The organism is Leptospira mtsangambouensis (assembly GCF_004770475.1).
Lineage (GTDB): Bacteria > Spirochaetota > Leptospiria > Leptospirales > Leptospiraceae > Leptospira_A > Leptospira_A mtsangambouensis.
In genome coordinates this window covers 916,989-938,823 of record NZ_RQHK01000017.1, presented here as the reverse complement: position 1 = coordinate 938,823, position 21,835 = coordinate 916,989, and the positions used below count along the sequence as shown (strand labels likewise).

Here is a 21,835-nt window from a genome sequence, read left to right as displayed (position 1 = left end):
GACATTTTAAGGCCGCCAAGGAGGAAAATTCTGATTTACGAAAAAAAATTCAGCAAACGACCATCAAACTTTCTTTAGCTGAAAGTTTCTTTTAGTTTCAAATATTGGGGATTCTCTGGCGCAATGGACCCAAGTTTGGAAAGAATCTTTTTTGCCCGATCTTCATTTTTCTGAAGCCTATAACATTCGATCAAATTGATAAGATTTCGGATATGTTTTGGATCTCTTGCCCGAAGTCTTTCCCCAATTTCGACCGCCTTACGGATATTTTTTGACTTACGATATGCATAACTCAATTGTAATAAAATTTCATTATCAGTCACAAAATAGGGAAAAATGGACTCCAAAGATTCCACTGCCGCGTCAAATCTTTTTAACAATAAAGAAATTCTGGATTTTTCCCGTAACAAATTGATGCGCACGTCATCTTCCAAACTTTCACTCACTAACATTCGTTCAATGGTATGATAGGTTTCTTCTGCATTTCCGGATTCTAATACGGATTGGAGTTCGGAATATAAAAAATGGTCTGGGCTTATGGAGGAAAGTGAAGATGCGCCGACTCTTTTGGCAAAACCCCTCCACTCAAGTCTCAGTAAAGTTAAGTCATCAGAAAAACTACCAATGGTTTGGAGGTTTTGGACAATTTGTTCTAACTCACCTTGGGATTCGCCTACCACTTGTAAAAACTTAGTTTCATCCTCGTTCATCACACGTGTCCCATCAGCTCCACTTTCTAAAATCAAATCATCTCGACCATCCGAACCAATAAAAATGACATCCCCTTGTTCTAAAACAAAAACCCTAACCCGAACTTCACCTGCCATCCCTTTGGTTCCAATTTTACGAAGTTCCAACTCGTCTTCGATAAAAGAGGCAACCCCATCTCGATACAAAACAGTCCAAGGATGTTCTGCGTTGAGATAATAAAGTACGCCTGTTTCCTCTTCCACAAGTCCAAGGACAACGGAAACAAGCATAGATCCATCAAAGGATTCAAAAATAGTTTGGAGTTCAAAAAAACATTCTTTGATCCATCGTTCTGGAGATTTGGACTGACTTTCCAAAACCACTTGTGTTCGTCTGATAAACGATAAAAAGACAACACCTAACACAAGTGCGCCGCCGGCACCTTGGATGGATTTACCCATCGCATCTCCGTTGATAAACACAAAGTATTTTTTACCGTTAAGAACTATATCATCACAAATGATGAGGTCTCCACCGATCTCTTTGGTTTTTCCTTTGAACTCAAATTCCTTTTTTTGTTTGGTGTAAGATTGGATTCCAATCATTGCTGAATGGGATTTTTTTGAATCGTTTAGTGGATCAAGAAGAAGCGAGGTTAAAAAATAATCTCCATCTTGTTGGACTTTTAATTCCTGAACTCGAGTGAGAGTTTCTTGTAATTCGTTTGTCCTTTCGACAACCTTTCTTTCCAGGTTAGAGTTTAATTCTTCTACTTGTTTGTGGACTCGCAAAAACCGATTCGCCAAAACAACGACAATCCCTAAAACAAAAAATAAAAAACCAAACCGAGAAAGGTTTAAGTTTTGAATGGGGATCATTCCCGAAGCACCTAAAATATCCCAAATGGCGGTAAACACCAAAAAGAGAATTCCAACTAACAATCTTTTGGCGTCCTTATTATTCTTAAATACCGCACGAATGGTGATGTAAAACAAAACAACACTGAATGCTAAAGCTGATCCTTGCCAAACTCGTAACAGCATCACAGAATTTGCCCGGTTGACAAAGATCTGAACCATTGCAAGGACAAAGCTAAAAACAAAATATCCTTTAGTGATGAGGCTAATTCGTTTTCGAAAAAAAGTATCAACAAATAACAAAAGCCAAGGCGGAGTGAGAAATACCACAAAGTATTCTACTTTTGTGACTGTAAATGGATCTACATCCCAAACATAGATGGCCTGTGATCTGAAATACATATAAACAGATAAAAATATTGCAAATAATGCAAAGTAAAGATTATACTCTTCATTCTTTCGTTTCCAGTAAAACAAAGCATGATAAATCCCTACAAAAAAATATAAAAACAAAAGCATAAATGTAACATATTCATCTTCTACTTTTTCAAGCACCGTGTAACGATCGATAGATGTTATATAATTATTAAATACTTTGTAAAAATTAAGTTCTTCGCCTGGTTCGGATGCAAGAAGGACTCGGATTTCATTTTTACCAACTTTTAACAAATTCCGAGAAAGTTTGATGAGAATATTGCGTTTGTATCCACTTCGTATGATATGTCCGTTTTCGATAATCCCACTCGCTTCCACAATCCTCCCATTTATGTACACTTTGTACACATTATTTAAATAAGGGATGTGTAAGGCAAAAAGGTCAGCATCCGTTTCTTTAAAATCAATTTCGGACAAAAGAAATGGTTTTACCATTGTGATTTGTTGTAACTCACCATCAGGAAATTCCAATTGGGATTTGATGGAAACAAGAGGTAAGGTTTCCAATGGAATCCAAGAGGCGCCAATGGGAGTTTCAGACTCCCACCAACCCTTTTTGACATTCCAATTTTTTGTCAGATCAATGGGCAAAGCAAAGAGGGAAAAAGGAAATAGGAGAAAAAGAAAAGCGTATAATCTTAAATAAAATTTCATACAGTAAAGGTTTGAAACTCTAAAGATACACCATAGGTTTCTTCAAAAAGATCTTTTTTTTCCGTTACGGACCAAATTTCCAAATTAGGATCTGTTCCTTTTTGGTGATATAACCTACAAAGAACCTTTCCTCGTTCTACCACTGCATCAAGCCTTTCTATAATAGATTTTTCAGACCGGTCAAGCCCGTCCCCAATGCGAAGGAAGGCTGCTAATTTTTTCACTAGGAGTTGGTCATCTGGCCTCAGGGTTTTGAACTCTTCATGTTTTCCTTTGGGCCCGCCCTTTCTATGGTAACGAGCAATGAGAGCGATGATTTCAATTTCCGAGTTAGAAAAACCCACCATTGCCTCTGAGTTTCGAATGATATAATAACTATGTTTGTGGTAGTTGTGGTGAGAAATACAAAGTCCCACTTGGTGCAAATAACAAGCCGTCTCTAAATAGTCTCTTTCTAAATTGCCAAGTCCATGTAAATCCTTCAAGTCGTCGAACATTTGCAAGGTGATCTTTACCACAGCTGCAGCATGTTTTTTTCCAGCAGGATAAAGATTCGCAACAGTTTTGATTGCCTTTTCGCGAATATTATCTAAGGGAGGAAGGGAAGAATCTTTATGACGAAACCAGGATTCAATTGTGTCATATACAATCCCTTCCCTGAGGGCAAACTCACTCACTGTAAAAGAAGGAGCTTTGATCCTTTGTAATACTTCATCCAAAACCAAAACACCACCAACGATGATGTCCCCCCTTTTGGCATCAAGGCCTGGAATTTTGAGTCTTTTTTTTAAACTGTCAGCATCTAATACTTGTTTGCGGGCGTCCTTAAAAAGATCAATCGGGATTTCCGTTCCGTTCAATCTGTCCCTTTTTTCCATCTTTTTTTCTAGAACCATAGACGCCACAGAGGAGATAGTTCCCGAACTTCCCACCACCATAAAGGGTTTCCAAGTTTCAATCTGAGGTAAAAAGGCAGATAAAACCGATTCAATATGAATCCGACATTTTTGAATATCGGTGGGGCTTATGGGATCTTTTTTTAAATACTTTTCTGTTAACCGGATGGCCCCTAGTTTCAAACTGGTGGAAAATAGAATCTCTCCTCTTTCCCCTACAAGGAGTTCCGTACTCCCTCCTCCAATGTCAATGAGTAGGATTCGTCTTTCAAAGACAGGAAGGCCCTGTAAAATACCGAGGTAAATCAGCCTTGCTTCTTCATTTCCCGAAACCACTTGGATTTGGATTCCAGTTTCTTTCTCCACTCGGTCGAGAAATACTTGGCGGTTCTCTGCTTCCCTGAGGGCACTAGTGGCTACGGCTCGGATTTCCGCATGGTAAGAATCAGCTAGGCTACGAAATCGTTTGAGGCAAGCAAGTCCCCTCTCCATCGCATCGTCCTGAATGACCGCATAATCACTGCTACCACTCCCAAGTCTTACCGATTCCTTCTCCTTTGTCAGATATTCGAGTGTACCATCCGGTCTTAGTTTTACGACAACGATGTGGAAAGAATTTGTGCCCAAATCAATGGCAGCGAGTATCTTTTCCGTGCGAAATGCGGGATTGGATTTTTTTAAAATTTGTGAGAAAGGAAGCATTTTGTATCTAACTAGCCTAACGAAAATTTTTACGGTTGAAAGCAAAAACCAGCCGAAAATTATGGGGAACGGGTAGAATTCTATTGTTTTGGTGTGAACCCACCGTAAATTCCCCCTTTCGTACTTCTTTCACCAGGATCTGATATGATATTTGATAACCTCTATGGACTTTTCTCGAACGATATGGGAATCGATTTGGGAACCGCGAACACCCTCGTGCATGTGAAAGGGCAAGGAATTGTCTTATCAGAACCGTCGGTCGTGGCAGTCCAAGCCTCTACGGGCCGAGTCCTTGCTGTAGGACAAGAAGCAAAACGAATGCTAGGAAGGACTCCTGGTGATATCGTTGCCATTCGCCCTATGAAAGACGGGGTCATCGCTGACTTCGAAACTGTGGAAAAGATGATTCGTTACTTCATCGCAAAAGTCCACAACCGCACTACATTTGTAAAACCTCGCATCGTCATCGGAGTTCCTTCTGGAATTACCGAGGTGGAAAGACGTGCCGTTCGTGAGTCTGCTGAACAAGCGGGTGCTCGCGAAATCTTCCTCATCGAAGAAGCTCTCGCTGCTGCCATCGGTGCCAACATCCCGATCCATGAACCAGCAGGAAACATGATCGTTGATATCGGCGGGGGAACCACAGAAATCGCTGTGATCTCTCTTGGTGGTATGGTAATCGCCGAATCCATCCGAACTGGTGGTGACGAATTCGATGAAGCCATTGTGAAATACCTTCGTAACCAATACAACCTAGTCGTCGGAGAAAGAACTGCCGAGGACATCAAACTTACGATTGGAAACGCGTTCGCAGACAAACGTGTCGACACGATGGAAGTCAAAGGCCGTGATGCAATCTCTGGTCTCCCACGTACACTCGAACTTGATTCTAACGAAATCCGTAAAGCCCTCAAAGAACCAACAGACGAAATCCTAGACGGGATCAAATCGGTTCTCGAGCGCACTCCTCCAGAGCTTGCGGCCGACATTGTAGAACGAGGAATCGTTCTTACAGGTGGTGGTTGCCTCCTTCGTGGTCTCGAACACTACCTCACAAAAGAAACAGGAGTTCCTGTCTTCCGTGCTGAAAACCCACTGACTTGTGTGGTGCTTGGAACAGGTCGTTACTTGGACGAATTGAAATACATTAAGCCGGGAATCAGATAAACATCGGTTACATGGTTTGGTGAGAGAAAGGGAACGAAAGTTCCCTTTTTTTTTTGCTTGGAGCAAATGGCGTTAAAATAGCTCAAATTTACTCTTGGAAATATTTTATATTTTAATTTACTATCTCCAATATTTCTTCTTTTAATGTTTCTAATCCAATCTGGTGTGGTAAAGTTTTTATAATTTTATGGTTTTTTTGGATCAGGTAAATATTGGTTGAATGTAGAATTTTTCCCTCCCCTTGGACTTTACCAAATTTTGGATTATCTAACAACACTAACTCATAATCATTCGCAATTTTTTTGATTTCCGCTGCATCACCAGTAAGGGCAATAATCTTTTTGGAAAATTCCATCATGTATTTTTTTAATGTTAGCGGGTCATCATTCTTTGGATCAATTGATACATAGACAAATTGAATTTTTTCTAGGATTTCTTCTGGAAGGTTATCGCTCAAACTTGAAAATTTATTGAGAGTTGTAAGGCAAATATCTGGGCAATGAGAGTATCCAAAAAAAAGAACCACCAATGATTTTGATTGCGTATCTTCATAAAATCGAAAGGGATTTTGATTTATATCTATCAGTTCAAAGTTTGTTGCTAATTTTTCATTGTCTTGGTTCTGGAGAAAAGAACTTGGTTTGCAAAGTAATATAACAAAACAGAGAATAAATCCGATCAAAAGTCGCATAGATCAAAATTAGATTGTGATCTATGCGTCTCAAGAAAAAAAATCGGAGGGTGTCTCTACCCTCCGATCCAGTCATTGGCTATTACGGGTTGTCTAAAATGTATTCCGCTAAAGATTCTAATTCTCTTTGGGAAAACGATGGAAATCCAGGCATTTGCGGGTAATCTTTCCTTCTTTTACCGGGTGCTTTAATCCAAGCAATTAGAGCTGTTCTATCTTTTTTGTAAATGGAAACCATCTCCGTCACGGGAGGTCCGACAACTTTCGCTTTCAGCGAATGGCAAGCCGAACAATTTCCACGGAAAATCTTTTCGCCTTCTAGTTTGTCAGGTTTGGCTGATAAAACAGTAGTAACTGTTTCTTTTTGATTTTCTTTGGATTGGAATGCTTCCTGAACTTTTGCTTCATAAGCTGATGTTCTTTCTTTGACTAATTTTTTATGTGGCCCAAGTGCTGTTTCTCGTACAACATGTCTTCCACTCACCATAAGGACAATCACGATTGAAAGTGAGGTGACAACTTTTGAAAAATCCTGACCAATCAATTCTTCTTGCGCATTAATTCCATTCCACATCAAATAGAGTGAATAAATTGCCAAAAGGATCGCAGGCCCTAAAAGATAAAACAGATTCCAACTGATGGCAATACTTGGAAGTGTGAGAAGAATGAGAGGGCCAGCAACAAACTGAAGTAATGTTGCCATAAAAGCGAGAGAATACATTCTCTTTCTTACTTCATATCTTGATAAAGTTAGAAATTTTTTTTCGAATGAGTAAGATTCTCGCCCAAAGTAATAAAAGAGAAAAAGACCCGTTGCTGTTAAAGAAGCAAAAATAAAATGTAAATACCTAGGGAACACATTGGGAAGAAACATGGCGGAGAAAAAACCTGTGATGGTTCCCCATTTATCAGGGTATAACATTAGGTTGATATTGGTTAAAAAAATCAGAGGAATAAAAAGAAATATCCCACTGGCAGCACCAATCATAGAAATATGCAATCCTTTGTTATTTTGTAACTTATCCCAAAGGTATTTGTGCGGATAAGTCAGCAGAAATGCAACGGTAACAAGTGGTACGATGGATATCCAAAATAATCCTGTTAATGCATTTGCAGAATAAAAATAAACTGTATACAAAGTGTTGATGGCAAGAAGTGGAGCTACTCCTAAAACAACAGCCATACTTTTGTTTACTGTGATGGTTTTTGCAATTTCGTGTGCTAAAGTATCATAATCTTTTTCTCTTAATCCTTTTAACTGAGCAAAAAAAGTAAGAAGCGTTCCGCCTACCATTAAATTTACAAAAAGAATATGGCATAAAAAAGAAAAAATAAGCACTCCCACCAGTAGCCATTCAGGTGCGGGTAACGGCAGCGGTAAATCTTTAGGGACAGGAACATTCGCTAAAATTAGAGAGATGATATTCATTGATGACCTCTTTTGATAGAAACAGTTACTCCTGTTTCTTGAGCCCCTTCGGTAGGGATTGGGTAGTCTTTTGTTTTTTGTATGTAAGTTACTAAAGCCTTCATTTCCAATTCTGAACCAGGGAATGGTGGCATAAAGTAACGTGCATTGTGCATTCCCTGAATGTACGCAACCATACCATCTGGGTTTAAGTCTGATGATCCATACATAGTTTGGAATTTCTTAACAACAGAATTAATTCCATGTGAAGTATGACATCTGCTGCAAGTGAGTAAAAAAATATCTTTTCCAGCTTCCACTATGTTTTCATCATTTATGGAATTCTGTTTTACATAGGTTGCGTGTTTTAGAATTCCTTCTTTTTGTAATAGAGGGTATTCTTCAATTCGAAACATATTGGAATACATATAATTTCCAATTACAAATGGTTTACGTATAAACTCTCTCGCTCTTTCAAAGACCGTTAGTAATGAAAAAGAAATTAAAACTGGGATGATAGAAAGTGCGATCGGTAAGTTTTTTCCACTCAAGGAATAGAGAGAAATCCCTATCACGGAAATAATTCCAACTCCCATCACAACGAGGAGACTATCATACCAATTTGAAAATTCCATTGTTCCCACTGCAATGGACAAATTGTTCGCCATCATATCTGGAATCACAGAATAGTAAAAAATTGAGCCAACTACTACCCAAATTGACCAACTTAGAATCCAAATGGAAGTAGTTTTGGTTACGGATTTTCGTAAGGGGCTGCCTTTTTTTGTAAAGAATACAGATAAGAATAATACTACTGTTCCTGCCATAAACATCGCAACAGGTGTTCTAAAAGCCAATTGAGCCATATAAACTGGGTTGATTACTGCATCGACAAAAGATTTGGTTTGGCTCCAACTTCCAGGATCCATCATAAAACTAAGAATTGCTACGATGATCGCCATCGTGATCCAAGAAAAAATAGAAAGGGCAATTCCAAATTTGATGTGTTTCTTTTTTGCATCTTCAGATTGGAGTGACTTTTTCCATGTTAAAAAGTATAGGAGGATTAAAACGACTTCGGTGACAAAAACAATCCATTCCGTAAACCAGGCCCAGAAGAAAACACGAATTAAACTGCCGATAGATGCAGGACTTACAAGACTTGCGGAAAGCCAGATGCCAACACCTGTCATAGCACCGAGAGAAGTTGTAATGACAAACCCAACAAACATAACTTTGTTGGCAAATTGATCCATTTCTTGGGATTTATTTTTCCAACCCAAATATTCAAAATATGTAACTAATGGAGCAAGTCCAACAGCTAAGGAATGATTGATGAGAACATGTAGAATGGCAATGACAGCAATAAGCAATCGATTGCCCATAAAATCTAAGTGAAATATGGGAAAATCCATATAACATAACTCCTTTCTCGAAAGTGATTCGAGAGAATCTTTAAACTATATATTGATGTGTGTTAAAAATTTAGGAGTTAGGCAAGAGGAGGAGCACGAGCGAGAAGGAAAGAAAGTAAAATTTGATTAGTGAAAGGTTCATCTAAAGTATAGATTTCTTTATTGCGCTGAAGTTTCTGATGGCTGGTTTCTATTAATGCAAGAGAATCAAAATCTTCCTTTGGTTTCGAAGATCCAATACAAGTGGAAGAATTTAGAAGAACTCCTTCCGAGTTTTTTGAACTAGCATTTTCATAAGACTTAGCAATATCCAATTCATTGATATGGTCATTTTGGATACAAATCGTTGTGAGATTAATGGTTTTAGATGGGAAAAAGGTAGCAATTGCTAGAGTAAATGCTAAAAAACACAGAGGATAACCAATCCTACTGAATGATCTCTTTCTTAGCCGAACCATACTCCAAATATCACACAGACTTAACTTTTGTAAACTTAATTTAAGTAATCAACCAGGATTTATAAAAAGGGATTAAATTCATAAGTTTAGATCATTTCATTTCTAAAGAAATTTCATAGAGGAAAAATAAAAAGAACTAAACTAGTAAGTATGATGACCAACAACCGTACCAAGAAACTTGTGAGAAAATTTAAAAGATTTTCGTTCCGTTAAAGACGTATATGTAACTCCCACCTAACGTTTTACTACTGTGAAAAATGTTTTGCAAAAATCTGATAACAGCTTCGAATATAAATGCTTGGTCATTTAAAAAAATTCCAAATTCCTTTGAAGTTGTATCTATCCCTTTAGGATATTTTTATTGAACAAGAAACTTAGATATCCTTTTCTACCAATTGCCTTTTCTTGAATGATAAATTTACCCCCGCACCAGGGATTGCAGTGGAAATCCTTTTCACGTTAGTGAAAAGATTGGAACGGAAAGCCCGGTCGCGAACACAAAAAAATCAGACTGTGACTATTGACTGCGAGGTGCCCACGATTGGAAACGCGTTCGCAGACAAACGTGTCGACACGATGGAAGTAAAAGGTCGTGACGCGATCTCTGGTCTTCCACGCACACTCGAACTTGATTCTAACGAAATTCGTAAAGCCCTCAAAGAACCAACAGACGAAATCCTAGACGGAATCAAATCTGTATTGGAAAGAACTCCTCCAGAACTTGCAGCCGACATCGTAGAACGAGGAATCGTTCTCACAGGAGGTGGTTGCCTGCTTCGTGGCCTAGAACACTACCTCACCAAAGAAACAGGAGTTCCGGTATTCCGTGCCGAAAACCCACTGACTTGTGTGGTTCTTGGAACAGGTCGTTACTTGGATGAATTGAAATACATTAAACCAGGGATCCGATAAATATCGGTTAAATGATTTGGTGAGAAAAAGGGGAACGAAAGTTCCCTTTTTTTTTGCTAAAGAACTGATGCATGAAGTTAGTGCATAGAACGATGAAGGCGAATATACGCAATGCAAATAGTCGCACTAATTCACGTGCTAAACGAAATGCGTATATCCGCACAGAGATAGCGAATATACGAATCACGTAGATAATTCTAAGTTCTTTTGGGGCGCACATCTCCGGCTCTCCCTCGACGAGGGCGCTCTGTCGATCCGGGGCGCGGTAGGACTTTGATTGGATACATTAATTCAGAACCAGAATCATTACTTTTTACTTTGTTCTGATGGACAATCTGTCCAAACGATCAATGGTTTGATCTTATCAATTGGCAAAGGAGTATCTTAAATGATCCAATCTACCATTCTATCGGCGGCACTCCCAGTTCTTATAGCCCTTCTCTACTTTGAAAAAAAAGAATCCGTAAAAGGTTTATTAAGTGTAAAACCACTTTTATCATCTCTTTTTGTTTTATTAGCGTTTCTTCAAATACAGGAACAAACAACTTACAATTCTCTCATTTTTGTAGGGTTGGTGTTGAGCCTTGTAGGAGATATCTGCCTAATTTTTTTCTTCCATAAAAAAGTTTTTACAGCTGGCCTTGTCGCCTTTCTTGCCGGTCATGTCATGTATACAATTGCCTTTTCAGGTTTGGGTGAGGTGGGAGTGATGATGATCACTGTGGGAGCCATTTGTATCCTTATCAGCACCATCATTTTTTTACGGCTAAAGTCTTATCTCGGCAATATGATAGGACCAATTTCAGCTTATATTATCATTATTACAGCAATGGTTGTGGGAGCTGGTTCCCTCTGGAATCATTCAACACTCGACATCACAGGCCGTAGTCTGGTGTTAGTTGGTGCAATTTTATTTTACGCGTCTGATATATTTGTAGCGCGACACAGGTTCGTTCAAAAAGAATTTCTGAATCGTGCAATTGGACTTCCTATGTATTACACAGCACAGTTTATGATCGCATTTTCAACCGGGTATATCTGACATCCTATCAGCACTTATCTGAATTTTTTTATTGAAATTGTGTGGAATGAACTTAGGTTAAATCTGTTTCGAATTCCCTTTTTTTTAGAAGTGGATTTTTCCCCCGCACCAGGGATTGCAGTGGAAATCCTTTTCGCGAAAGCGAAAAGATTGGAACGGAAAGCCCGGTCGCTTAAGACAGAAAATTCAAAGATAATCTAACGATTGCGAGGTGCCCACCTTCAAAAACACCTTCGCAGACAATCGAATCAATCAATTACGTATTCGTTTTTGAAGACGTTCGAATTTTAAATTCAGAACCTAAATGATTTAATCGTAGACGGATTGGTGGACAACCAAATATTAAATAGGCGGACAGAATCGCTAATGACCAAAAGGAGCCAACTTTGAGCGAAAACACATCTATTAAGAAAAATATCCCGACACTTTTCGAATGGGTAGGCGATATGGCGACCTTTGAAATGTTATTTGGTAAATTTTATGAAAAGGTTCTCAAAGACGACTTACTAGGTGATGTGTTTAAAAATATGTCGCCGGAGCATGTACAACATGTATCACATTTTGTTGCAGAAGTTTTTGGTGGTGAAAAATTGTATACGGACCTAGACAAGGGCAGCCATTCCAATATGATTGGGCACCACATTGGAAAAATGCTCACAGAAGAGAAAAGACAACGTTGGGTTCATTTATTATTACAAACAGCCGATGAAGTTGGTTTAAAAAACGACCCAGAATTTCGTTCTGCCTTTGTTGGTTATATTGAATGGGGAACACGCCTAGCAGTGATTAACTCTCAACTTACCGAAAATCCAATGGCTACGAGCGAACCTATGCCTAAATGGGGTTGGGGTGAAACAGGTGGACCGTATCTCCCAAATCAAAACTGAAAAGTTTGACTAGGCGAGATAACACAAACAAACAATTGTTCTACGCAAAGTAAATCATTTAAAGCGCTCCCATTTCTCACTGTGCATAGTGAGAAATGGTTTGCAGATGACGACGTTTCCAGATCACACCATCGACAATGTAATGATGAAAGGTAAATGACATGACCAAAACAACGGCCATGGGAACTAGTTGGTTTTGGAAGAATCCATCCAATGTAAACCCAATCTCGGGAAGTAGGTAATACATGGGTAAGGCTAGTGCTATCGTGAAGATAAAATACAGGATGGTATGTCCAAGTCCCCTTTGCGAAAGCCAGGACAAAACTTTTGCATTCGTATCAATTCCAATAACAAATCGTTTCTGGTTATAAATCCAAACATAGGCAATGTATTGAACATTATGCCAAACGTTGACAAGTAACCAACCGGAACACAATTCCTCTATCCAAATATACCCCAGATAAAAAACAATCAAATGGGAAATCATAAACAAAGTATGACCGAGGGCCAATTCATTTCGACGAAACGCAATGAGTCGAGTGTAGGCCCAATACAACCAGAGAGTGATCGTGATTATACCTACCAGATGTACAACAAACCATGGGACAGGGGGAAGCCAAAATTCTTGAAACAAAAATTCATTTGGCCTCTGTGCAGAGCGATGAAGAAATCCCCAGATGGGAATCGACCAAATCGTCCATTCGGACAATCGTTCTGAATCCCAACTCATACCACCCGCCTGACGACGGTAAGCTTGTGTGATTCCCCAACTCTGTCGAACGGTATGAAAAAATTGTCCGATAAAGTAAGTAAGGTAAATTCCTTTGAGTCCCCAAGTTTTACCAATGGTCAACAGTACGAAAAATACAATCGGTGGCACAATCCAAATGAGTGCTTTGTAACGATTGCGATCCTCAGTGTGAAACAAAAGCCTGGTGTAAGTAGACCATAGATGTTCATACCCAAAAAGCCAACTATGAACAGTTAACATGGGTATAAAAAGTAAAGGCCAGACCACGGTGACACTTGCCATCGTACAAGCAAGCATGGTGATCCCGAAGATAAAGCCAATATCAAAGTGGGATACTTTAGGCAAAACTAAATGCATAGATCCGCTAATTCCCACTTTCTCCTAATGTTAAGTCACAGCTCCCGGTGGTAACTTTGGTGGTGGTGGAGCCGTGCAGACATTTTTTTCACCATTATTTGTGCATTCATGGTGCTTTTGGCATTCGTCGGAAGATTTACACTCCTCTCCCACTTTCTTTTTGTTTGGATCAAAAGGAATGTAAACTTCTTTTGCCATATCTGCCGGTACAGCAGTATATACACTAAAAGTAACTAGTGCGAAAGCAGTAGTGAATATTAAAGTCATTAAGATTTTTTTCATGATTGGCTCTCCTTATTGAAAGACATTCGTGTTTTGTGTTCTATACAAAATGAACAATATTGTTTACTTCGGGACAATCATTATTTCTATTTCATAAATAGTTTATGGATCGAAGTATTCTACTTATAAAATTCATCGGTTCCATTTTATGTGATAAATATATTTATGGATTATATAAATATTCAACTACATAAGCACTACCACCGTATAGAGCATAATTCGATTTCCTTGCCAATTCTCTTTCTTGTGGATTGTTCCAACCAAGATTTTGCCCGACTGGTGCGAAAAAAATGTCGGTAACAACGGATCTTCCGTTGGCGAACAATCCGACTCCCCCAGTTCCTGAAACGTAAAATTCGATTTGATCGTTTCCAGTAGCTGTAAAAGGTAAAAAAATGGATGTACCATCGATTTCAGTGTTATTAGCACCATCTATGTAGAAGTCCAGAATGGCTTCGTATTTCTTGCCCGAAATCGCATGAAATTTAGGGATACCATTTTCTATAGAAACAGGTGCCTTAGGGACTTGACCGTTTACCACAAGAGTCTCACCTTCAATCAACCGTTCTCTCACAAAGACCAACAATCCACCTCCTTCTATGGACCCATCTCCAATCAGACGAATAGAATTGTGACCGTCAGATGGAATTGTATCATTGGACAGATTGATCGGAGATAAACCTGTGTTGATTTCTCTGGTTGAAACCAAACCTGTACTATTGAGACTATTTTGTGATTGCATCAAACTAACACTTGTAAGTAAGGAATCAAAAATATTTGAATTATTTGTTTCTTTAGGATTACATTGAAACACACTCGAAAGAAATAAAAAAATTCCGGTATAGCGAAATACTTTTTGAATCATATATCTTAAGCAACCTTTGATTTATTTTAAGTTAAAACAAGTTACTATATTATAATGAATCTTCCAAACCGTCCTCCTGGGACTGGATTTCGGAGTCAATCAATTAGGTTTTTAATGAAGTTTTCCAGTCCTTCACTCAAAAATAACTAAACCCATGTTTCTACAAAATGGTTTTGAGAAATCATGTGCAGAGCTACATTTAAAGAATCTTTTCTTAAATGTGTTTTGCCAATCGTTCTGATTGTTTTGAAAGTCCATCCACATTTTCACGTAAGTGGGAAGTATTGGATGCAAGCGAAGAAGCAGATTGTTCAATGGATACCAGCGCTCTCGACATTTCTTGTGTTCCCATTTTCTGCTCTGATGCCACTACCTCCAATTGTTTGGAAAGTGAGAACAATTCCTGAAATGAATCCAAAAATGATTTATGAATAGTTGTTTGTTTTTCGACTTTGGTTTTTAAATCCGAAAGGTTTGAAACAAGAATTTCAAAACTTTTATCCTGAATTCCCATTTTTTCTTTTGTTTCCGTTGCCGCCGTATTTCCGTTCACAATCAATTTGGCAGCTTGTGTGATGATTTTCGAAATTAAAGACGCGTTTTCTTGTGCACTATCAGCAAGTTTTGCAACTTCCTGCGCAACAACGGCAAACCCTCGGCCATGTTCACCTGCCCTAGCAGCTTCAATAGAAGCATTTAACGCAAGCAAGTTGGTGCGATCAGCAATGTCTCTCAAAATTTGATTCACTTCTTCCACTTTTTGAAAACTTTCTTTGATTTCTTCAAAGTTGGAACTCACTGAATCCATAGCGGTAGTGACTTGCAAGCTATACTGTTTGGATTCATCCGTGGTCTGCGCCAAATTAGTTGTCGCTGAATAGACTTCATGCAAAATTTTATCCATGACCGCACTTTCTTGATTTAAGCCATCTATTCTTGTAAACTGTGATTTTACAAAATCGCTGGCACTGTCCATAGATGCTGCAAGTTCTTCCATCGAAGCGCTGATTTCTTCTACACTCGAAACTTGTGTTTGGATTTCAGAATTTAAAGAATCCATAAATGTTATCATTTCTTGGACACTTTTGTTCAAGGTATCTGCCTCGGACTGTATGTTTTGTTTTGTCAGATTTGCGGCTTCTGATTTTTGTCTCGCCTCTTCAGCAGATTTTGTAGCCTCATTACTAGAATTCGACATAAATTTAACAACAGCACTCATCATATGAACACCGCATATCAAAGCAATTGTGTTGATTCCGATAAAAGGAATTCCAAATTCGCCCGCGGATGTTGCAATGAATTTGATTTCCGCACCTCCTATTACTCCTAAGTAAACGTATAGAAGCAAACTAGAAATTGCAATGTATCCGACCGCCATTGTTAATCGATAAGATAATAAAAAACCCGAATAAATAACGACAAAAAGTAGGACCAACATTACGAATGGAAGTGTTGCAATGGAGACCTTTTCTGCTGGTGTTTTAGACAAAATGACTACGATGGCGAAAACGCTCGAGTAGATGATGATATCGAGTAAAATAGATATGTAAGCAAATTTTAAATAAAATCTTTTCTTTTTGTAGAGCCAGAAAGTATAAACACCATATGATAAAACCACAAATTCTAAAGCAGAAAGTATAAGGCTCATGGTCTTTTCTGTTGTGGGTATCGCCACCATAAAGAAAATATTGATTGATAACATCACAATCGCAAAAGAAATACGAATCGAGTTCGCAATCATACTTCCTTTTTCTAAGTAGTTACCAGTAACAGATGACATAAGTAAAATCTCCAATATAGTCGACGAGATTTTATATTGAATTCAGCCAAGAATTATTCCTTAATTTATAAAATTAGTCAAGAATCGCCAAAGCGAATTCGGTCAATGGAAATAGATTTTTGAATTCAGGGTCATTTCTAAATTCAAAACTAACATTATTTAACTATTGCTCCACACATAATAAATTATTTAAAGTACCTCCACTTGCGTAGGCGGATGTGATTGCTATCGAACGACTATCGGTCCAACTTGTGACTCCATAGGTTCCACAATTTGCTGATATGTTATCCGTCCAAGAGGAGCAAGTATGTGAAGTATCAGTCTGCCAGTCCCAATTTGGATTGTTTTTAATACCCGTCCAAATCCCTGTTGCTGCCGAAAATGGATTCGTTAAGGTATTCGTAAATACTCCATTTGCATCGGATGTAAAAATAAAATTTGATGTATTTATAGATTCATAACTAGTATTAGGTGCCAAAACCCAATCAATTTGCTCCAGGACTCCGCCAGAAGTGCAGTTTGTACTTGTACAGGCTCTGCGATTGACATCATCCACTAGAAGTGCTTTATAAATTCCGGTGGTCGGTTTGTTGGTATCAGAAGAACATTTACTATCAGCACCTGTAATTCCTAACAAATTGGCATTATAAGCAGTTGAGGTAACAAACAATTTACAAGGCGAGCAGTGAGGAATTCGTGGCATACTCGAGGAATTTGGCTTCGGCATTGCCAGTTGCAAAATTCCACATTCACTGGAAGCATCTGCCGCATTGCATAAATCTGCTGGTTTACAGCTAATAAAGTACAATAAACAAAGAAAAGAAAATACTACGTTTATTCTCATAAATGGAACTAGCACCTCCTCATTTTATCATAACAATATTTTTTTGTCCTCCGGGGACGGGAATCAGGAGTCAAAAAAACCTCTCCCTTGGCCAGTTGGAACCAGTTTGTAGGCGCCGTAACAAAATCTACCACAAAAGAAAGTGCTCTAACTATATACTATATCGCATTCCAAAACCGAAAACCTTCAAGCTGCTGATTTTTCCAAGACCAAAATTTAGTAAAATGTTACTCTCCATCTATCAAAATAAACGAGAAGAAAATGACTGTCTTAGAATTGCTATATCAGAATGTACCAATTGATCTTTTTACCCTAAAAGAAAACTGTTCTCTTATCGAACAGGCCCAAAATCTAATCGACCAGTGCCATCCAGGTGCAACGAATATGAAAGTTTTAAATCTCACATCGGAAATTTCGGAAGCCGATATTCCCTACTCTCAAAGCAATAGAGCCCTTCACGGATTTATGCATGGAGGTTGTTTCTTTAGTGTCGGAGATACTCTAACCTCAATCATGGCCTTCTTCCATGTGGAAAACGATAGAGAAAGAACATTTACAATGGATGCTTCGATACGATACCTACGCCCCGTACGAACTGAAACAGTACGTGCAAAAGCAAAACTTGTTCAAAAAAACGGAAAACTTCTGGAATACGTCTGCGACTTTTTTAACGAAGAAAATAAAAGAACAGCACAAGCAAAATACAAATACGCAATCGCAGAACCTCGATAATTTTTTCTATCGATTCACTGAAAGAGTCAAAGTTTTCGATTGTCTTTGTTAATTTTTCGTTTAACATAAGCAGATGCAGAATGTAATCTGTGCACTTCGAGGTGCTGTTTTGTTCATAGGAAGATTGCCTTATCTTTCGTTTCATTCTACCGTTACCTCTGCAACGGTTGTCGGCCTGGATACGGAAATCAAAAAACGTGTCAAAGGGAACAAACAGTGGATGAGTTCTAGATGTTTTGTTTTTGATGGAACATTGAGTCACGAAACCATACTTGATGGATCTGTAGGTATTTTGTTTGCGGATCCAGGAAGTGAAATTGGAGAGATTCTCACAAAAGAGGCTGGCCCCGAAAAACTTTCTGCAAATCCCACTTGGGCTCCAGAATTAATTGCAACTTGTTTCGAAATTCAGACTTCAAACCCGGATTTATATCCTGAAATTCTGAACCGTTCCTTTCCTTTTAACCGATTGACACCAGTCAAAAAAATACAAGACAATGACCGTATAATTAATGTTATACGAAAACTTATAGAAAAACCGGAAGAAACAATCAATGTTGTAGAACTTGCCAATGAAATCGGAATGTCAGAGTCATGGTTACAACACGAATTTAAAAATGTAGTAGGACTGCCCATTCGCGCTTTTCGTAAGTGGTTTCGAATCAAATCCGCAGTGATCGCAATCAAAGATGGGGCCTCACTGGCCGATGCGGCCCTTAGTGCAGGTTTCTACGACCAAGCTCATTTCACCAATGCATTCCGGGAAATCTTCGGAATCTCTCCTTCTTCCGTTTTTCAAAAAGGAAAATCCATTCGTTGGTACATTCAAAACGAACAGATCGAAAAAATACTAAGAACTCCTTAAAATTTAGGGAGTGGCATTTTAATGATTCCATCGATCCAAAACTATTGATGGATATACGCAATACAAATAACTACTTTGATTGAGAGGGTGAAAATAGGAAGGTGGTGGCTATGCGAAAAGCCAATAGCTGCTTGATTATGCGAGCTATGCGAAATACAAATATCAACCGATTGGTGGGTTTTAATCGCAATACGATAACCTACATAAAGACTTACGGGTGCGGATATACGTATTACGACTAACCTTCAATGAGATTTTGAAAAGGGGGGATGGTAAGCGAATTGCGTATATAAGCACCAATATTCTAGAATGCAAAATATCCGGCTCTTTCTAAGATTTGGGCAAATGTTTCGCTAGTCAATTCGAGAAAAAAAGAATTGATTGTTATAAGAAATTCAAGTTCTTCAAGTGAAAACCGCTGGTAATAAAAAAAGACTTTATTTCTACCACTCCCTACTTTCCATTTTCTACAATGATCTTAATCACCATTACGTCATCCCTTCTCCTATTAGCCATCTCTGCCATCCATGTTTACTGGGGATTTGGTGGGCTTTGGCCAGGAAAAACCAAACAAGAATTAATTGATTTAGTTTTTGGAAAAGGGGATCAATTTCCTTCTCGTTTCATGTGTTTGTTTGTTGCTTGTTGTTTAGTTCTGTTTGCAATGTTACCGATCGTTTGGATATGGAGAACTGATCTTAAACTCATCGGCGACGTTGAGAATGGATTGAAACTTTTTATCGCAACGGCCTCTCTAATATTTATCTTAAGAGGGACACTCGCTTATTTCCCACTTATCACCAAACAGTGGAAACCGATATTCGTGTATTATACAAAAAGAATTTACAACCCGCTATGTCTCATCATTGGATTTCTTCTTCTAGTTCAAATCTTATAAGTTTCCACTATTTCGATAGAAGAAGTAAAAACAGTGTTCTCTAAATTTTCCTTTGGGCTTTTGGGGTCAGAAACCCAAAACGAAACTTAAAATTTCGTAAAGTAAACGGATAATCTGTCAAAATATTCTTTCATCTTCAAGCAAACTCATTATAAAAAGGCAAATGAGAAAAGTTGTATTTGCAATCAATGCTTCTGCGGATGGATTTTATGGACATACGGATATGGTGGCCGATAATGATCTACACCAATACTTCACAAACATACTAAAAGGTGCGGATCAAATTCTATACGGAAGGACTACCTACCAACTGATGGTCCCTTTTTGGCCAGAAGTTGCAAAAAATAAGTCCATGTCAAAAATCAGTAATGAATTTGCAGAGATTTTCACATCACTCAATAAAATTCTATTCACAAAAACTTTAAAACAAGTAGAAGATCCTAATACAAGAATCGCAAAAGGACCGTTAGTAGATGAAATCATAGTATTAAAAGAAAAACCAGGAAAGGATATTTGTATTGGTAGTCTGAGCCTTGCTGCTCAACTTTCAGAAGCAAAACTCATTGATGAATATAGGTTTGTGATCCATCCGGTAATTGTAGGAAGTGGACCACGTTTATTCGATACAATCAGTTTACCAAAAGGCATTCAATTGGATTTTTTGGGATCACAGACGTTTCCCTCCGGTGCCACAGCACTCCACTATCAAAAACGAAGGTAAATAAAATGGAACCATCAGACAAACACAATGAAAAAATGGCGCAAATGACCTTTGCATCTGTTTATCCAATGTATCTTACAAAGATAGAAAAAAAAGGAAGAACGAAAAAAGAATTAGATCAGGTCATTGAATGGTTAACTTCTTTTGATACAAAAAAAATCAAAGAACTAACAGATGAGAAGGTAAACTTCCAAACCTTCTTTGAAAAAGCAAAATTAAACAAAAATGTACACCTAATCAAAGGGATGATTTGTGGTTATCGCGTGGAGGAAATTCAAAACCCCTTAACCCAAAAAGTCAGATATTTAGACAAACTGGTCGATGAATTAGCGAAAGGGAAATCAATGGATAAAATTTTAAGAAATCCTTAATTGATAGAGCAAAAACAAAAAGGTTTTTATTGTATGATGAGAAAATCTACCAGAAACCAAAGTTTAACAATATAATGCTTGCCAACTGACAAGTGTTTATCTAATTTCTGTTCAACAACCATCCCACCCATTTTTATGAAAACGGTATACTTCATGAAACGAATTACAATCATTCTCTCTTTATTGGTTTTTCAGTTTTGTGTTTCACAACAAAACAAAACCCAAAAGCCACAAAAACAATATGAATTCATTCTCAGAAGTGCCATTAGTAATTTCGAAATTGTTTTCAAATCTTCTCCCAAAAAAAACGATTTAGTCGAACAAAAAGTAAAATTCATTATGGAACAAGCTATTAAGGGAGAAATTGTATTTACTATAGACATCAATGCAAATAATGATCTTTCGGCGATGGGGTTTAACGATTATTATAATGAAAACCGGAAACCTGCCATCATCATAGGGACTTATTTTTTGGATCAGTATGAAAAGAATCCAAGTGTCTTTTATTCTGCATTGGTACATGAGTTTACCCATGCTTATGATTATTTCAACAGCCAACAATATTTTGTTTTTTATAAAAACAATAGGATAGTAAAAGCATTATTTGAAGCCGATGCCTATGCAATCGAATCTTTATTCATTGAAAACTATTTGTTACCACAACAATTCAAAATTACTAAATTTGAAACATTTTTACTTGAAGATTTCAAAAACACCAATTTATCAAAAATTATTTTAATCAATCAAATTGCGAGTATACATCTACTCCATAATTTTCTACAAATTCGCGATTCCAAAGAAAGTATCGAAAACAAAACAAATGCATTAAATGCCATCGGAGAAAATTTGTTGGAAAAATTTAATTCCATTCCAGAAATAAAGGACAATGAACTCAAAATGGAGGTCCTTTCCTTTTATATCACATATATTTCAATGATGGATCAGTTGGTCTACGATATCGAACAAAAAGAATCAAATACCATTTTGGATACGGAAAAATTTTCCTTACAAAATTACAAAAAACTCTACCAAACAAAACAGTCCATTTCTGAAAAAATAAAAATGTATGAACCCGAATTTCAGGAATATATTATCAAAGAAAATGCTAGGATCCGAATAGAAATCTAAGAGCATTTAAAATTTGTAAATAAGAAA

At 37.8% G+C, this 21,835-nt stretch carries 20 protein-coding genes and 1 pseudogene; 10 read left to right on the top strand and 11 right to left on the bottom strand.

The window, feature by feature from the left end; genetic code table 11:
* Window positions 1-74 precede the first annotated feature (74 nt).
* Entirely contained in the window at window positions 75-2,636 is a 2,562-nt protein-coding gene (locus EHR01_RS16910; protein WP_135696532.1) for a SpoIIE family protein phosphatase, read from the bottom strand.
* Complete coding sequence (locus tag EHR01_RS16905) at window positions 2,633-4,234, bottom strand: Ppx/GppA phosphatase family protein (RefSeq protein ID WP_135696530.1); 1,602 nt, start codon at window positions 4,232-4,234, stop codon at window positions 2,633-2,635. The genes EHR01_RS16910 and EHR01_RS16905 overlap by 4 nt, the downstream gene beginning before the upstream one ends.
* A 144-nt stretch (window positions 4,235-4,378) precedes the next feature.
* Between EHR01_RS16905 and EHR01_RS16900 the strand changes: the two genes are divergently transcribed.
* Window positions 4,379-5,401: a rod shape-determining protein gene (locus tag EHR01_RS16900; protein ID WP_002972591.1), complete on the top strand. Its 1,023-nt coding sequence runs from the start codon at window positions 4,379-4,381 to the stop codon at window positions 5,399-5,401.
* Between the two features lie 112 nt (window positions 5,402-5,513).
* Here EHR01_RS16900 and EHR01_RS16895 read toward each other — a convergent pair whose 3' ends face one another.
* The 4 genes from EHR01_RS16895 to EHR01_RS16880 all read right to left on the bottom strand — a co-directional run bounded on the left by EHR01_RS16895 (window position 5,514) and on the right by EHR01_RS16880 (window position 9,373).
* Complete coding sequence (locus EHR01_RS16895) at window positions 5,514-6,092, bottom strand: SCO family protein (RefSeq protein ID WP_135696527.1); 579 nt, start codon at window positions 6,090-6,092, stop codon at window positions 5,514-5,516.
* An 82-nt stretch (window positions 6,093-6,174) separates the two neighbouring features.
* Window positions 6,175-7,521, bottom strand: coding sequence for a c-type cytochrome (locus tag EHR01_RS16890; RefSeq protein ID WP_135696524.1), 1,347 nt, complete (start codon window positions 7,519-7,521; stop codon window positions 6,175-6,177).
* Entirely contained in the window at window positions 7,518-8,915 is a 1,398-nt protein-coding gene (locus tag EHR01_RS16885; protein WP_135696521.1) for a c-type cytochrome, read from the bottom strand. Before EHR01_RS16885 ends, EHR01_RS16890 begins: the two co-directional genes overlap by 4 nt.
* 77 nt (window positions 8,916-8,992) lie before the next feature.
* Complete coding sequence (locus tag EHR01_RS16880) at window positions 8,993-9,373, bottom strand: hypothetical protein (protein ID WP_135696518.1); 381 nt, start codon at window positions 9,371-9,373, stop codon at window positions 8,993-8,995.
* Between the two features lie 537 nt (window positions 9,374-9,910).
* Here EHR01_RS16880 and EHR01_RS16875 point away from each other — a divergent pair.
* From EHR01_RS16875 to EHR01_RS16865, 3 genes and pseudogenes are all read left to right on the top strand, one after another.
* Window positions 9,911-10,285, top strand: a pseudogene (locus EHR01_RS16875) (rod shape-determining protein); the annotation flags it as partial.
* A 388-nt stretch (window positions 10,286-10,673) separates the two neighbouring features.
* Complete coding sequence (locus EHR01_RS16870) at window positions 10,674-11,327, top strand: lysoplasmalogenase (RefSeq protein ID WP_135696515.1); 654 nt, start codon at window positions 10,674-10,676, stop codon at window positions 11,325-11,327.
* A 386-nt stretch (window positions 11,328-11,713) separates the two neighbouring features.
* A complete protein-coding gene (locus EHR01_RS16865) occupies window positions 11,714-12,214 on the top strand; it encodes a group II truncated hemoglobin (RefSeq protein WP_244310164.1) in 501 nt (166 codons plus the stop codon).
* A 76-nt stretch (window positions 12,215-12,290) separates the two neighbouring features.
* On the opposite strand, the gene EHR01_RS16860 is transcribed toward EHR01_RS16865, so the two are convergent.
* From EHR01_RS16860 to EHR01_RS16840, 5 genes are all read right to left on the bottom strand, one after another.
* On the bottom strand, window positions 12,291-13,322 hold the full coding sequence (locus EHR01_RS16860) for a hypothetical protein (protein WP_135696510.1): 1,032 nt from the start codon (window positions 13,320-13,322) through the stop codon (window positions 12,291-12,293).
* A gap of 30 nt (window positions 13,323-13,352) precedes the next feature.
* A complete protein-coding gene (locus EHR01_RS16855) occupies window positions 13,353-13,604 on the bottom strand; it encodes a hypothetical protein (protein ID WP_135696506.1) in 252 nt (83 codons plus the stop codon).
* Between the two features lie 163 nt (window positions 13,605-13,767).
* A complete protein-coding gene (locus tag EHR01_RS16850) occupies window positions 13,768-14,469 on the bottom strand; it encodes a hypothetical protein (protein WP_135696503.1) in 702 nt (233 codons plus the stop codon).
* A 214-nt stretch (window positions 14,470-14,683) separates the two neighbouring features.
* A complete protein-coding gene (locus EHR01_RS16845) occupies window positions 14,684-16,249 on the bottom strand; it encodes a methyl-accepting chemotaxis protein (RefSeq protein WP_135696500.1) in 1,566 nt (521 codons plus the stop codon).
* Window positions 16,250-16,412: 163 nt separating this feature from the next.
* Window positions 16,413-17,093 (bottom strand): DUF1554 domain-containing protein, encoded by a 681-nt coding sequence (locus EHR01_RS16840; RefSeq protein WP_135696498.1) that lies wholly within the window; start codon window positions 17,091-17,093, stop codon window positions 16,413-16,415.
* Between the two features lie 261 nt (window positions 17,094-17,354).
* On the opposite strand from EHR01_RS16840, the gene EHR01_RS16835 reads away from it, so the two are divergent.
* The 6 genes from EHR01_RS16835 (at window position 17,355) to EHR01_RS16810 (ending at window position 21,808) form a co-directional block, all read left to right on the top strand.
* The gene (locus tag EHR01_RS16835) at window positions 17,355-17,825 is read left to right on the top strand and encodes a PaaI family thioesterase (protein ID WP_135696495.1); all 471 of its coding nucleotides are present in this window, start codon (window positions 17,355-17,357) and stop codon (window positions 17,823-17,825) included.
* Window positions 17,826-17,898: 73 nt separating this feature from the next.
* Entirely contained in the window at window positions 17,899-18,690 is a 792-nt protein-coding gene (locus EHR01_RS16830; protein WP_244310163.1) for a helix-turn-helix domain-containing protein, read from the top strand.
* A 472-nt stretch (window positions 18,691-19,162) separates the two neighbouring features.
* Window positions 19,163-19,588 carry a DUF3995 domain-containing protein gene (locus tag EHR01_RS16825; protein ID WP_135696492.1) on the top strand — a complete coding sequence of 142 codons (426 nt, stop codon included), beginning with the start codon at window positions 19,163-19,165 and terminating at the stop codon, window positions 19,586-19,588.
* A 163-nt stretch (window positions 19,589-19,751) separates the two neighbouring features.
* Window positions 19,752-20,309 carry a dihydrofolate reductase family protein gene (locus EHR01_RS16820; RefSeq protein ID WP_135696490.1) on the top strand — a complete coding sequence of 186 codons (558 nt, stop codon included), beginning with the start codon at window positions 19,752-19,754 and terminating at the stop codon, window positions 20,307-20,309.
* A gap of 5 nt (window positions 20,310-20,314) precedes the next feature.
* Entirely contained in the window at window positions 20,315-20,680 is a 366-nt protein-coding gene (locus EHR01_RS16815; protein ID WP_135696488.1) for a DUF2200 domain-containing protein, read from the top strand.
* A gap of 153 nt (window positions 20,681-20,833) precedes the next feature.
* Window positions 20,834-21,808, top strand: a complete 975-nt coding sequence (locus EHR01_RS16810; protein WP_135696485.1) for a hypothetical protein — start codon at window positions 20,834-20,836, stop codon at window positions 21,806-21,808.
* Window positions 21,809-21,835: the final 27 nt, after the last annotated feature.